This window comes from Gottfriedia sp. NPDC057948, from assembly GCF_042887255.1.
Taxonomy (GTDB): Bacteria; Bacillota; Bacilli; order Bacillales; family Bacillaceae_G; genus Gottfriedia.
The window spans coordinates 22500-36797 of the sequence record NZ_JBHVPN010000021.1; the positions used below are offsets into that span (position 1 = coordinate 22500).

The 14298-nt window shown below is 33.2% G+C and carries 15 protein-coding genes; 1 reads left to right on the top strand and 14 read right to left on the bottom strand.

Translation table 11 applies throughout. The annotated features are described in order from the left end of the window. Positions 1–206: 206 nt before the first annotated feature. Positions 207–1253, bottom strand: a complete 1047-nt coding sequence (rsgA, locus tag ACFVRR_RS21420) for a ribosome small subunit-dependent GTPase A (protein ID WP_387332483.1) — start codon at positions 1251–1253, stop codon at positions 207–209. A gap of 686 nt (positions 1254–1939) precedes the next feature. On the opposite strand from rsgA, the gene ACFVRR_RS21425 reads away from it, so the two are divergent. After that, positions 1940–3334, top strand: a complete 1395-nt coding sequence (locus ACFVRR_RS21425) for a peptide MFS transporter (protein WP_387332485.1) — start codon at positions 1940–1942, stop codon at positions 3332–3334. 49 nt (positions 3335–3383) lie between these two features. On the opposite strand, the gene ACFVRR_RS21430 is transcribed toward ACFVRR_RS21425, so the two are convergent. From ACFVRR_RS21430 to ACFVRR_RS21490, 13 genes are all read right to left on the bottom strand, one after another. Next, entirely contained in the window at positions 3384–3833 is a 450-nt protein-coding gene (locus ACFVRR_RS21430) for a dCTP deaminase domain-containing protein (RefSeq protein WP_387332487.1), read from the bottom strand. Positions 3834–3951: 118 nt separating this feature from the next. Beyond that, the gene (locus ACFVRR_RS21435) at positions 3952–4776 is read right to left on the bottom strand and encodes a GNAT family N-acetyltransferase (RefSeq protein ID WP_387332489.1); all 825 of its coding nucleotides are present in this window, start codon (positions 4774–4776) and stop codon (positions 3952–3954) included. Between the two features lie 98 nt (positions 4777–4874). Beyond that, positions 4875–5939 (bottom strand): undecaprenyldiphospho-muramoylpentapeptide beta-N-acetylglucosaminyltransferase, encoded by a 1065-nt coding sequence (locus ACFVRR_RS21440; protein ID WP_387332491.1) that lies wholly within the window; start codon positions 5937–5939, stop codon positions 4875–4877. A 378-nt stretch (positions 5940–6317) separates the two neighbouring features. After that, positions 6318–7169 carry a hypothetical protein gene (locus tag ACFVRR_RS21445; RefSeq protein WP_387332492.1) on the bottom strand — a complete coding sequence of 284 codons (852 nt, stop codon included), beginning with the start codon at positions 7167–7169 and terminating at the stop codon, positions 6318–6320. Positions 7170–7311: 142 nt separating this feature from the next. Continuing rightward, positions 7312–7716, bottom strand: coding sequence for a MaoC/PaaZ C-terminal domain-containing protein (locus tag ACFVRR_RS21450; protein WP_387332494.1), 405 nt, complete (start codon positions 7714–7716; stop codon positions 7312–7314). Next, on the bottom strand, positions 7713–8162 hold the full coding sequence (locus ACFVRR_RS21455) for a MaoC family dehydratase N-terminal domain-containing protein (protein WP_387332496.1): 450 nt from the start codon (positions 8160–8162) through the stop codon (positions 7713–7715). The genes ACFVRR_RS21450 and ACFVRR_RS21455 overlap by 4 nt, the downstream gene beginning before the upstream one ends. 18 nt (positions 8163–8180) lie before the next feature. Beyond that, positions 8181–8939 (bottom strand): 3-oxoacyl-ACP reductase FabG, encoded by a 759-nt coding sequence (gene fabG / locus ACFVRR_RS21460; RefSeq protein WP_387332498.1) that lies wholly within the window; start codon positions 8937–8939, stop codon positions 8181–8183. Positions 8940–8957: 18 nt separating this feature from the next. Next, positions 8958–10136, bottom strand: coding sequence for an acyl-CoA dehydrogenase family protein (locus ACFVRR_RS21465; protein ID WP_387332500.1), 1179 nt, complete (start codon positions 10134–10136; stop codon positions 8958–8960). Between the two features lie 50 nt (positions 10137–10186). Then, positions 10187–11167 carry a quinone oxidoreductase family protein gene (locus tag ACFVRR_RS21470; RefSeq protein WP_098565696.1) on the bottom strand — a complete coding sequence of 327 codons (981 nt, stop codon included), beginning with the start codon at positions 11165–11167 and terminating at the stop codon, positions 10187–10189. Between the two features lie 21 nt (positions 11168–11188). After that, complete coding sequence (locus ACFVRR_RS21475) at positions 11189–11968, bottom strand: enoyl-CoA hydratase/isomerase family protein (RefSeq protein WP_387332502.1); 780 nt, start codon at positions 11966–11968, stop codon at positions 11189–11191. Between the two features lie 24 nt (positions 11969–11992). Next, entirely contained in the window at positions 11993–13060 is a 1068-nt protein-coding gene (locus ACFVRR_RS21480) for a phosphotransferase family protein (protein WP_387332504.1), read from the bottom strand. Between the two features lie 32 nt (positions 13061–13092). Continuing rightward, positions 13093–13494, bottom strand: coding sequence for an acyl-CoA thioesterase (locus ACFVRR_RS21485; RefSeq protein ID WP_387332506.1), 402 nt, complete (start codon positions 13492–13494; stop codon positions 13093–13095). A gap of 79 nt (positions 13495–13573) precedes the next feature. Beyond that, positions 13574–14143, bottom strand: a complete 570-nt coding sequence (locus ACFVRR_RS21490) for a TetR/AcrR family transcriptional regulator (protein WP_098863098.1) — start codon at positions 14141–14143, stop codon at positions 13574–13576. Between the last annotated feature and the right edge of the window lie 155 nt (positions 14144–14298).

Here is a 14298-nt window from a genome sequence, read left to right on the forward strand (position 1 = left end):
GAGGCACTAAATCCCGGTTTCTTGCCTTTGTACTTCCTCATGAACCCCTTATGAGGCACTAAATCCCGGTTTCTTGCCTTTGTACTTCCTCATGAAACTCTTATGAGGCACTAAATCCCGGTTTCTTGCCTTTGTACTTCCTCATGAACCCCTTATGAGGCACTAAAATCTCAAAAGAAAAAGAAGAGTATAAATACTCTTCTCCCTTACTTATAAGACTTAGTATTCATCATTTTACTAATTTTTTTCCACTTATCTCTTTCTTGTCTAGCTAGTGATGCGTCTTGTTTACGTTCTGCATACGCTAGTTCTCTCATTAATTTACGATAGCTTGTGAGTCTTTGTTGATCTAGTTCGCCGTTTTCGATTGCCCGATTGACTGCACATCCTGGTTCGTTTGCATGTGTACAGTCAGAGAATTTACATGATTTAGCTATTTCTTCGACATCTGAAAATGTCGAGCTTATATGTTCTTCTCCACCCCAAAGCTGTAATTCTCTCATACCTGGTGTATCGATGACCATTCCACCAGATGGTAGGAAAAATAATTCGCGGTGTGTAGTTGTATGTTTTCCGCGATCGTCACCTTCACGTACGTCCTGTGTTATTTGAATTACTTCACCGATTAACGCGTTTAATAATGTAGATTTACCGACACCTGAAGAACCTAGTAAGGAAACAGTCTTCCCGGATGAAATGAGCTGTTTCAGTTCTTCAATACCTTCTCCATTTGTACTATTTACAGAATAAATCGGTACACCAAATGCAATCTCTTCAACTGCTGCAATTTTGGTTGGTAGGTCAGTGCATAAATCCTTTTTTGTTAAAACAATAATTGGATTTGCTCCACTATCATAGGCAACAAGTAAATAACGTTCTAATCGTCTTATATTAAAATCATTATTTAATGCCATTACTAAAAATACGTAATCTATATTAGCAGCTACTATTTGTTCTTCAGTTTTTTCTCCTGCAGATTGTCTTGAGAATTGACTTATTCTCGGCAATACCTTTTGAATAATTGCTTTGTTTTCACCCTTTAACGGTTCAATTACAACCCAATCTCCAACGGATGGATAATCACTTTTTACTTTTGCTTGGAATTGAAATTTCCCAGAAACTTCACCAGTTAGTTCATTTTCTCCATCATGCAATTTATAAATTTGTCTTTGTTCAGATATAACTCTTGCAACTACAGTATTTTGATCCTTTTCTCCGAACGCTTCGTTCCAACCTAATTGTTTTAAATTCATTTTGTCCTCCAATTATATAAGGACAAGAATGAAGATTTACTCCATTTTTTGTCCTCTACTATTTACCTTCTTCTGAACTAATTTAATTAACTTTCCCATATTCATCACTCCGTTTCATATATAGTACTTTTAGTATATCCAAATTTTAGAAAATCGTCCATATGAATTAATTGAATATTAAAAAAGGACAAAACTTTCTTTTTCTTTTCGACATATTTTGACAATTCTCATTCTTTTGTTTAATTAAACTTTTATAATATTAAAGTAAAAAATAATAAAAACCCTTGAAATATTTCAAAAACTTATTATTATTTAGATATAGGTCTTTTTGATTAGACTGTACTAATACAGGTCAATCGACAAAGTCTAAAAATACTAGTTTAGTGGGAAAAATCAGTATTGCTAGATTTGTCTGACAATATAAAAAACTTTACAGAAATAAGCTATTGTGTGTTATACTAAAATAGCAAATTGGTCCCAAGTTATTTTTTGCGGATCTAGATAAAAATTTAGTAGCATTGTTCTGATGAAAATAGTTAGAAATTTTTTTTAACTTAAATTGTCGAAATTTGTTGAATTCGGAAATTATTTTTTACAATAAATTGACAGAATAGTACATGAATTGACGACAATAAATATTCATACAGAAAAATACACAGAATAGCACTTATGAGGGAGGAATTTGAATGAGCGTAGCAGCAAAACAAAACGTTTCATCAAACGAGCAAAATCAAAAAACGAAACACCCACCTGGCCTTTACTTACTTTTTGCAACTGAGGCTTGGGAGCGCTTTAGTTATTATGGAATGCGTGCACTTTTAGTTCTTTATTTAACAACTTCAGTAGTTCAAGGTGGACTTGGATTTAAAGATGCTTGGGCACTACAACTTTATGGATTATTTACTGGACTTGTATATTTCACTCCAATCATTGGTGGTTGGATTACAGATAATTTCCTTGCAAAACGTTCTGCTATAACAATTGGTGGTATTATTATGGCGGCTGGTAATATCGCATTATTCGGTATTCATTCTTCAACTGGTTTATATCTTGGTTTAATTTTAATGATTATCGGTAATGGTTTCTTCAAGCCAAACATTTCAACTATTGTTGGTGAACTTTATGAAGGAGATGACCCACGTCGTGATGGTGCATTCACAATCTTCTACATGGGTATCAACTTAGGTGCATTCTTTGCTCCACTTGTTACTGGTTATTTAGCACAAACTTTATTTATGTCTAAAAATGCTGCTGGCGATGATTTATTTGGTTACCGTTATGGTTTCTTAGCATCTGCAATCGGTATGATTATTGGTCAAATTATTTTCAACGTATTAGCTCAAAAATATTTAGGTGATTTAGGTACTAAACCTAATGCAAAAGTTGTCAAAGAGGGTAACAGTGCTTCAGTAAAGGATATTCCTCTTACTAAAAAAGAAAAACAACGTACTACAGTTATCTTTATCTTAGCTGCATTCGTAGTATTTTTCTGGGCTGGATTTGAACAAGCTGGTTCATCATTAACACTTTATACTGAGCGTTTCTTAGATCTTAAAGTTGGAAGCTTCAATGTACCATCTGCATGGTTCCAATCTGTTAACCCATTATTCATTATGCTTTTCGCTCCAGTTCTTTCTATGATCTGGATTAAAATGGCGAAAAATGGTAAAAACATTAGCGTTCCTGCGAAAATGGCAATGGGTCTTATCCTATTAGGTGTTGGTTTCGCATTCACAATTATGGCAGTTATGAAAACAGGTTCTGATCCAAATCATATTACTGTAAAAGCAAACATGATATTCATGGTTATGACATATTTCTTCCATACAATTGCTGAATTAGTCCTTTCACCAGTTGGATTATCAGCAGTATCTCGTTATGCACCTGCTAAACTTGCTTCATTATTAATGGGTGTATGGTTATCATCAAGTTTCATTGCAAACTTAGTTGGTGGTCAATTAGCTGCATTTACAACAACTCTTGGTATGTTACAGGTATTCTTAGTAGTAGGTGGAGCAGCAATCGTTGCTGGTTTAATCTTACTTGCTTTATCACCAAAACTTGCAAAAATGTTAGACTAATTACAAAAAAAAGAACTCGATCTGCTCGAGTTCTTTTTTTTCTGCATTTTTATTTGCCAGTACTTCCAAAGCCACTTACTCGTTCTTCCCCTGCGAAATCATCATCAGCTAATAAGAACTTTTGGAAAACAGCTTGTCCTATTCTCTCACCTTTTTGAATGATAACAGGCTCCTTTGATACATTTATTAATTGCATCATGATATGGCCATCGTTTGAAGGATTGCTGTAGTAGTCTGAGTCAATAACCCCTACCCCATTTCCTTTCATTAAACCTTTCTTTAACGGTGTAGACGAGCGTACAAATAATGCTAAAAATTCGTCTTTTTGCATATACGCTTTTAATCCTGTACCAACAAGTTTGATCTCGTTTGGATTTATAATTGTTTCTTCAATACATTCGATATCATACCCAGCTGCATGAGTTGTTGCTCTTTTTGGTAGATTCACTCCCCAATTTTCGAATCCTTTTGCTACTTCAAATCCTCTTATTTTTTCCAAAACTTTCACCCTTTACCATTTAATCCATTTCTAGTGTAACATAGATATTTTCATAATGATAAAATTATTAAGTCCATAAAAAAAGAGACTATCTTAAAAAAAGACAGACTCTTACTAATTATTGACTAATTCTATAATAATCTTGAGTGTTATATTGTCTAAATCCACAATCGATATATAATTTCTTCGCGTTACTATTTTCTAGAGCAACTTCTAAATGAATTTCGTTTCCAATTTCGCTTTCTATTTGAATGGTTTGGAGTAATGCATTTTTTCCATATCCCCTACCTTGGTAGTCTGGAAGTATTGCAAAACCATAAATCCAACTCTCATTTTTTTCTCGAAGCAAGCTCATTTTACCAATTTTTTCATCATTTACTTCTATTATAAATAAATCACGATCTGGTTCATTTAAAATGCGTTGGTTGTACTTCTCTGCATCACTATTTTCAAATCCAAAACATACAACATCTAAATTTGAAATAAATGCGAAATCTACTTGCTCTGCTTTCGTGAATTTAACGATTGGTGTAAATTCTTTTACCTCTTGGTTTTTCCAAGCCATTTGATATTCAGAAAAAGAATAGGTACAATTTTTTTGATTTCGAATAAATTCTTTCGCTGGTGCTGAAGCTTCAGGAGCATTTAATAAAATGGTAGTGGCTGGAGCAATTGAATTCAGTGCTTCATTTAACAAACTAGAAAAAATTCCTTTTCGACGAAATTCAGGATGAACCATACCGCAGATTTCAACTTTTTCTCCAAAATAATAAGTCGCTAAAAATCCAACTAATTGATTTTCTTCATAGTGAAAGAAATCTTCTTTTACATCTTTTCTTCGATTTCTTAACATTTCCCAGTTTAACTTTAACGTTATTTCATCAAATTTTTCGCATGTATCTTGTAAAATGCTAATTTCGTTTAATTGTTTTTCTGTAATCAAATTTTCCACCTTCTTCTTACAATAATTCTCTTAGTCCCATTAGAGTTATTCAACAAAAAAGCATTTCTTCCTTTATGTAGAAGAATGCTTTAATCGAATTAATTACTATTTATTTCCTCAAGTAGTAGATCAAGTGCTTCACTTTGATTCGATGAATTCATATTGGTAATGAAAAAGTCCTTTTTAGTTTGAAGTTCTTCAATCGATTCTTGGAGTGATTTAGTCGTTAAATCCTCTTCTTCCATCATTAATGCAAAGCCTTTATCTTTAAAAGAATTTGCATTTAAGATTTGGTCTCCCCTACTTTGATTTTTCGTAAGTGGGATGATTAACATCGGTTTATGTAATGCTAAAAATTCAAATATTGCATTTGAGCCACCTCTAGTGATAATCATTTGAGATGCGGCCAGTACATCTGCTAGTTCGTCATGAATATATTCAAATTGCTTATATCCTTGAATATTTTTTAAATTTTCATCAACATTTCCTTTACCACATAGATGGACAATCTGATACTTTTTCGTTAGATCCTGTAATGATTCTCTAACAGTTTCATTGATTTTCTTTGCACCTAAACTTCCACCCATAATTGTTAATATTGGTATATAACTTTTAAAATTAAGGAATTCTATGCCCTTTTGTCTTGAGCCATTTAATAATTCTTTTCTTATAGGTGAACCAATTACCGTTGTTTTATTTTTTGGAAAATAATTTTTTGCTTCTTCAAAAGAAGTGAAAATTTTTGTAGCAAATCGCTGGGAAATTTTATTTGCAAGTCCTGGTGTCATATCACTTTCATGTATAAAAATTGGAATTTTCAATGTGCTAGCGGCAATGATTACTGGTACAGAAACAAAGCCACCCTTTGAAAAAACTAAACTCGGCTTAATTTTTTTTAATGCTCTTCTTGCGTCAAGACAGCCTTTTATTACTCGAAACATATCAATAATATTTTCAAAATCTATATATCGTCTTAATTTTCCGCTTGAAATCCCGTAATAAGGTAATTCAATTTTATTTATTAGTTCCTTTTCAATTCCTTTTTTAGATCCAATATAATGGATATCCCAATCATTTTTATTTAACTCATTAATAATGGCGATATTTGGTGTTACATGCCCCGCAGAGCCACCACCTGTAAATACTATTGTTTTCTTAGACATATTAACTCCTATCTATTTTCTTATTCAAATCACAAATTTTCACAAAGCCTATACTGGGACCAAAATAGCCTACTAGAATAACTTTATCGCCCCCACTATATTAACTCTCTATATATTCTCAATTTTATATCTTTATGTACCATCATAGCGCAAAAATACATAATTAGTTGCATTTTCTTGATAAATTCACCAAATCAGAGTGTATTTCCTCTAAAAAGCAAAAATGCATTACTTCACTTTTTAGAAGTAATGCATTTGCCCAGTTGCAAATAAATTTTTCAAATAACGCCATTTTGTTGAATATCACTACTGATTTTGCTAAATGTATCGAATGGATAGCGACTTGGCTCCACAATCAATTAAATTGATCAAATGATCCTATCTTTTATCATTAGGATCAACTTCAAACCATTCTGACATCGATAAGTTGGTAGTAGAGTCCTCCCAATCATCAATTGATAAATCAGAAAAATCCGTTTCTAATAATTGTTCAGATGTCTTCTTTTCATTAGAGACGTTACCATGGTTGTTATGTTGGTGTTGTTCTTCATTATGATTTGTGAAATCAGATGATAATTCCGAATAATTTTTTTGATTAATACTCGTTATTCCAGTTATACCGCTCGTTTGACTTTCGTCCATTGTACTTACAGAATACTGGTTTATATCTTCTATATTTTGATTATTATACTTTTTCCTATTAGCTACTCTTGAGTTATGTTGCTTTTCCTCAAACTGTTCATATCCTGAATGCTCTTGTTGCTGTTGTTGAGGATGTTCATGATGATTTTGATGATCTTGATGTCCCTGATGCTCTTTATGACCTTCATGCTTTGGTTCAAATATACTTGCTGAAAATTCCTCCACATTATGTATTAAATTTTCAGCCCAATTAGGATGATCAGGATGGAGTTCATGACCTTTGTGATGCTTTTGATGTCTGTTTTGCTCATGATGTTCATGATGCTCGTTTTGCTCGTCATGTCCTTTATTATGATCTATATTGTGATGTGTGCTTGATTCAGTTTCACTGCTAATCATTGATAGTGTAGTTTTTAAATCTTTTTCTATATTAACAATTTGATGGTCAAAATTATGTAATTGCTTTTTAATTTCTTCCATATGAGATTCTATTTCATCTATTCTTTTGTTAACCTTATGCAAATTTTTTTGGTGTTCATTTTTTTTCAAATCAAATTGCTCTAATAATTTATCAAATGAAAGATCCATTTTTCTCACCTATTTCGTTTTTTAATATTATGTGTAAATCTACTGTATCCAAATCCTATTTAATGTAAAATTAACATTTATACAAGTTGAAATTGTAAAATACAAAAGGGACTCCTTTTAGAAGTCCCAATTAGAATCAGTATCATTCATATAATTTAAATAAAATTTTACCAGTAATAACTGTTACATCGTTCTGGTTCTTTGCGTTTACTTTAAAATGTAGGTTGTTTTCATCAACTTTATCAAGTATAGAATTTAATGTGATGACATCATTTAGAAATACCATATTTTTAAATCTTATTGAGTAATTCTCAATAAATCCTACTTCTAAATAATCTGAAAAAAGCTTCGCTAAATTCCCCATTGTCCACATGCCATGTGCAATAATCCCAGGTAAACCAGCTTTCTTTGCTTCTTCATCAATTGTATGAATAGGATTGTAATCACCTGATGCTCCCGCATATTTTATTAAATCGATTCGAGATACTGGTTCAAGTATGACTGGTTTTAACGTGTCGCCAATATGTAAATCTAATAAAACCGTCATACCGTTAACACCTTCCTAACCTCTTCAGTTATAATAACAACTGATTTAGTCGTAAAAATAATATTGCCTGCTTGATCCTCTCCGTTATCTGACAGGACTAGAAAGCCCATAAATCCATGCCCACCACGTTTTTCATAATAGTCCTTTATCTCTGTATAACAATTAATGGTTTCGCCAACTAAAAGTGGCCTTTTATATTCAAATGTTTGCTCACCATGAATTAGTCCAACATTAGGTAAGTTAAAATTCTCTATTTTTCCATACTCAAATACTCTAGGAAATGTTGTCGGAGCAATATTTTGTCCATATCTAGTTTGTTTTCCGAATTCTTCATCAACATAAATTGGATGTAAATCCCCAATTGCTTCAGCAAATTTTTTCACAGCACCACGTTCTACCGTATTTTTGACTGATTTAGAGCGTTTACCAATAAACGATTTAAACATTAAATTCACCTCATTTTTTTAAGCTTTCGGTCCGCCTGCAACATATAAAACTTGCCCATTTACATAGGAAGACTTTTCATCGGCAAAGAATGCAACTGCATTTGCAATATCCTCTGGTTTACCTGTTCTTCCCGCTGGTATTTGGCTTAAGCTTGCTTCAACAAGCTGTTCAAACGTAATACCGATTCGATTTGCTGTTTCTTTCGTCATTTCAGTTTCAATAAACCCTGGCGCTACAGCATTAGAAGTGATTCCATATTTACCAAGTTCAATTGCAAGGGTTTTCGTTAGACCTTGTAGACCAGCCTTTGCAGTTGCATAGTTAGATTGGCCACGGTTTCCAAGTGCAGATGTTGAAGAAATATTAATGATTCTTCCATATTTTTGTTTAACCATATAGGCTTGTGCAGCACGTACAACATTAAAAGAACCTTTCAAGTGAACATCCATAACAGTATCCCAATCAGAGTCTGTCATTTTAAATAATAAATTATCGCGAATAACACCTGCGTTATTGACTATAATATCTATTGAACCAAATGTATCATGTACCTCTTTCATAGCAGTTTCAACTTCATTGGCGTTAGTAACGTTTGCAACTTTAGTGTATATTTCATACTGTTTAAATTCTGAAGCAGTTTGTGAAAGTGCTTCTTCATTCACATCAATAATGGCTACTTTTGCTCCTTCATTTGCAAATAATCCGACAATTCCCTTTCCGATTCCTCGACTACCACCTGTTACAAAGGCTACTCTACCTTCAAATCTTCCGGCCATATTCCTCTCTCCCATCTTTTAAACGTATTGTCCTAATTTAACATGTCCTTTTAGTAAATTACGTGAAATGATTAAGCGTTGAATTTCATCAGTACCGTCGTATATTCTCCATAATCTTGCTTCACGGTACCATCGTTCAATCGGAAGTTCTTTCGTATATCCAATTCCACCATGAATTTGAAGTACGCGGTCAACAACTCGATTTCCCATATTCGAACCATATAGTTTCGCCATTGATGCTAAATGTCTATTGTCTTCTCCTTGATCGAGTGTATATGCTGCATTTAATACAAGCCATTTGGCTGCTTCTATTTCAACAGCAGAATCCGCTATTTGCCACTGTATAGCTTGTCGTTCGGCAATTGGTTTTCCGAATGTTTCCCTTTCTTTTGAATAATCTATGGCCATTTGTAATAAACGTTCAGCTGCTCCAACTGCAGTGGCACCTACAATCCATCTTGCAAATCCGATCCATTCAAGTCCTAAATTATAGCCACCATTTAATTCACCAAGAATATTTTCTACAGGCACACGGACATTATCAAATACTAAACCAGCTGGTCCCCATTCGCCCATTGTATGGATAAATTCAGATTTCCAACCCATTTCTCGGTCGACTATAAAACAAGTTACACCATCTCTTCCACCAGTTTTTTGATGTCTTTCTTTATCCGTAATTGCAATGACCATTACAAAATCTGCTTCATTTCCGCCTGTAATAAATGTTTTCTCACCGTTTAATACCCAATCATTCCCATCCTTTACAGCGGTCATTTTAATGTTTTGAGTATCAGAGCCCGCATTAGGCTCCGTCATTGCAAAGCATGATTTTTTGTCACCATTTATTGTCGGAATAAGGTATTTCTTTTTCTGTTCTTCGTTACAATAAAATAAAATATTATCAGCATAACCACCAAATTTAAAAGGAACGAAAGTTTTTGAAATTTCCATATATATAATTGCTAACATCATTTGGCCTAAATCAGCACCGCCATATTCAGTAGGTGTATTAATTCCCCAGAAACCAGCTTTTTTGGCTTTTAATTGAAGTTCCTTTTCAATTTCGGGATCTAAGCTTGGTCTTCCTTCACGCTCATTTCTAAGTACTTCATTTTCTAAAGGAATTAATTCTTTTTCAACAAATTTTCGAATTGTTTTTTGAATCATTTTTTGTTCGTCAGTCAGGCGTAAATGCATTTAAATTTCCCCCGTTTCATCTGATCAAAGTTTTTCATATCAAAAATTCATTATTTTCTCGGCTCTAAAATCACTTTTCCTACAGTTTTTCTTGATTGCAATATTGTATGGACATTTGATGCTTCACTTAATGGAAATACTTCTCCAATCGTGATCTTTAATTTTCCTTCAGCTAAATAAGTAAATAACTCTTCTAGGCTTTGTTTAATTAATGCCTTTTTTCTCAAAAGAGGTGGTAGGAAAAACCCAATGACTGATTGATTTTTTGCCATTAATGAAGATGGGTAAAATTTACTTTGCTGGCCACTTGCTACACCATAAATAACTAATCTTCCGAAATAAGCTAAACAATCTAACGTTTTATAAAAAACATCGCCACCTGCCATCTCTAAGGCAACATCTACACCATTTCCATTTGTAGCTTCAAGTACTTTTTGTTCCCAGCCTTCTTCTGTATAATTGATTAATACATCTGCGCCCATTTCTTTTGCAAGCTGTAATTTTTCGTCTGTACTTGCTGTTGCGATTACTTTGCCGGCTCCAAAAAGCTTCGCTAATTGTACTGCTAACGTACCTAGTCCACCAGCTGCCGCATGAACTAAAACGGTTTCTCCTGGTTCTAACATACCCATCGTTTTTAAGATATGGTAAGCACTTAATCCTTGGACAGGTAATGCAGCGGCTATTTTAAAATCCATCTCATTCGGTAAAGGAATAATCGACCGCTCATCTGTCAAAGCAAAGTCTGAATATCCACCACATTCCAACATGGAAACAACTCGATCACCAATTTTTACTGAAGTAACCTCATCTCCAATTTCCACTACGACTCCAGCAACTTCAGCACCAGGTACATATGGCAAAGTAGTTTTGACTACATATTGATTTTCTCTTCGCGCAGTATCAGCATAATTGACACCTGCTGCATGCACTTCAATTAATACTTCTTTCCCCTTTGGTACTGGTCTTTCAAGTTCTACCTTTTCTAATACCTCAGGACCACCAAATTGTTTAAATTGAATTGATTGCATTGTAAACTTCCTTTCAGTTTTTTATTTACTAGTAAAAATCGCTTTTCTTTTTTCTTTAAATGCAGCAACACCTTCTTGATGATCTTCAGTTGCGACCATTAATGGCTGAGTAATTCTTTCAAGTTCTAGCATTTCATCTAAAGTTGATGTAAAGGATTGATTAATTAATTTTTTCATCATCCCATTTGCTTTTCCTGGACCTGCGGCTATAATATTTGCAAATTTTACTGTTTCTTCAACTAAGTTTTCAGGTGGTAAGAGTTTGTTAATCATACCTAGTTGATACATTCTTTCAGCAGGAACTGGCTCTGCAGTAAAGAAAAACTGTTTTGCTAAATATGGACCGATTAACCTTGGTAGGAAATAAGAACCGCCTCCATCTGAGATTAATCCCACTTGAGAGAAGCTTAATGCAAATTTACTATCGTCTGTTGCGATGATTAAATCACAAGCTAAAGCCAAGTTAAAACCAGCACCAGCTGCAAAACCATGTACTGAAGCAATTACAGGCTTTTCGATTTCACGAATCGTTTTAATAACAGTATTTAGGATTCCTATATGCTCATATACTGCATTTGGCGTGACGTTTCCCATCGTTTTAACATCTCCACCTGCTGAAAATGAACGACCTGCACCCTTTAGTACAATTGCTTTTATTTCTGGATTCAGTTTTGCTTCATTAAGCGCTTCAGTAATACCATTTAACATTTCATAACTAAAAGAATTTAGACTTTCTGGTCTATTTAGCGTTAAAGTTAAAATCCGCTCTTTAACTTCTATTAATAAATGTTGATTAATCATTTATTTCACTCCTTTTATATGAATCTATTTAACTGCTAGATCATTGGCAATCCTAATCAGATTTTCTGCGAATTGATCAAACTTTGCAAAACGTTGATCACTTGTTTGACCTGCTTTAAATCGATAGAAAATTTGTTGAACAATTACTGCTAATTTAAAATAAGCGAAAGCCATGTAGTAATGAATGTTTGATAAATCTCTTCCACTTTTTTTTGCATATGCCTCAATAAATTGATTTCTTGTAATAAATCCCTCTTGAATCGTAACAGGTGGTTTACCTAATCCAAATTTTAATAAATCTGGATCATCATTTTGAATCCAATAGCATAAAGCGACACCTAAATCAGCTAATGGATCACCAATTGTTGCCATTTCCCAATCAAACAGTCCAATCATTTCTTTTAAATCGTGACTAAACATGGAATTATTTAATTTAAAATCATAATGAATAATTGATGAATGATGATTTTTTGGTACATTATTGATTAACCAACTCATTAGTCGATCAACCTCGGCAATTTCACTAGTCTTTGCCCTGTTATAACGTCCAATCCAGCCGTTAACCTGTCTTTCCATAAAATTCTCAGGTTTCGTTATTTCTAGGAGTTTTGTTTTTGTATAATCAATGGAGTGTAACTCAACCAGCTTATTTACCATTACATTAGATAATCTTTTACGCTCTTCAATTGTTACATTTAAATGTGGATGAAATGATGAGTCAAATACTTCACCATTTTTTCTTTCCATAATGAAAAATGGACTGCCTACAATTTCTTCATTTTCAGAATATAAAATGGGCTTAGGTGCAGCCGAAAAGTGTGGATGTATTTCTGATAAAATACGAAATTCTCTTTCCATATCGTGTGCTTTTGGAGCAACTGGGCCAAGTGGCGGCCGTCTTAACACAACTTCCCAATCCCCAATTTTTAGTAAATAGGTTAAATTTGAATGCCCTGCTGAGAACTGACGAATCGCTAATTCTCCATCTGGGAGATCATCAATATTTTTTGCTAAAAATTTATGTAAAACTTGAGGATTTAACTCTTCACCTTTGCGAACTTGAATCGTTTCTAATTCTACCTTTTCAGCCATATTTATCCCTCCTTCATTTTAGAAAATTCAGTTTATTTTACAACTAAATGCCTTTCTAGCTGTTCTCTAAAAACTTCTGGAAGTACTTCACTACGCTGTTCTTTAAAATTAAAAAATACGATGATCGCATTACCTGTGGCAATCATCTTTTTTGTCTCTTCACAACAAATTTCATGTTCTAGATAAAAGCTTTTGTTTCCTATTTTTGAAATATAGGTCGATACTGATAATTTTTGATTAAAGTGACCTTGATTCACAAAATCACATTTTGTAGACGCTAGAATAAATTTCCAATCATCTAGATTCATTGAATAGCCAAGCGATTGGAAGAATTTAATTCGCGCTTCTTCTAAATAAATAAAGTAACTAGTATTGTTAATATGACCTAATGCATCGGTTTCACAAAATCTGGGTGTAACGGTGAATTTTTCCATAAAAAAACCTACCTTTATCAATTATTTCGTATTTACCAATACTAACTGGTCGGTATGTAAAGGAGAAGGAGACAGTAGATTACTCCCCTACCTTAATCCCTTTTAAGATCATTTCTTGGAATGACTTCGCTATTTCAAATGCATTTTTTTGTCCTTCTGCGTTATACCATTCATAACTCCAGTTCATAACACCCAAAATACCGAATGAAACAATTGGTACGTCTAAATCTGATCTTAAATCACCATTTTTAATTCCTTCATTAAGAAGTTTTTCAATATTAAATCTGTATAAATCTCTTTTTGCTTTAATTTCTGTTAAACTTTCAGGATTTAAATGTCTCATTTCACGATAAAATACTTTTGCACTTGGACCTTGCTTTTTAATATCCATTAGGCTTAAATAAATGACTTCAAATAGCTTATCTGAAAAGCTTTTATTTGAATCATTAATAACTTCTTCCTGCTCATTTAATACTTCATCAATAAATTGAAGGTGAATTTCCATAAGAAGCTGTTCTTTGCTTGTATAATAGTAGTAAAAAGTTCCTTTTGTCACTCCGATCGATTCGACGATATCTTGAATGGATGTACTCGTAAATCCTTTTTTATCAAATAGCTGTATAGAGTGTTCCTTTATTTTTTGTTTCATTAGATGTCCTCGCAATCTTAAAAATTCAATAGAATTATATCATAGTACAAGGAAGGTTTTATCATAATCTAATTTTTATATGTTGATAAATAAGTATGTGTGGTTGATTTCCACTATGCTCACTTTTAAGCTTAGGTAATTGTAGTATTAACGAA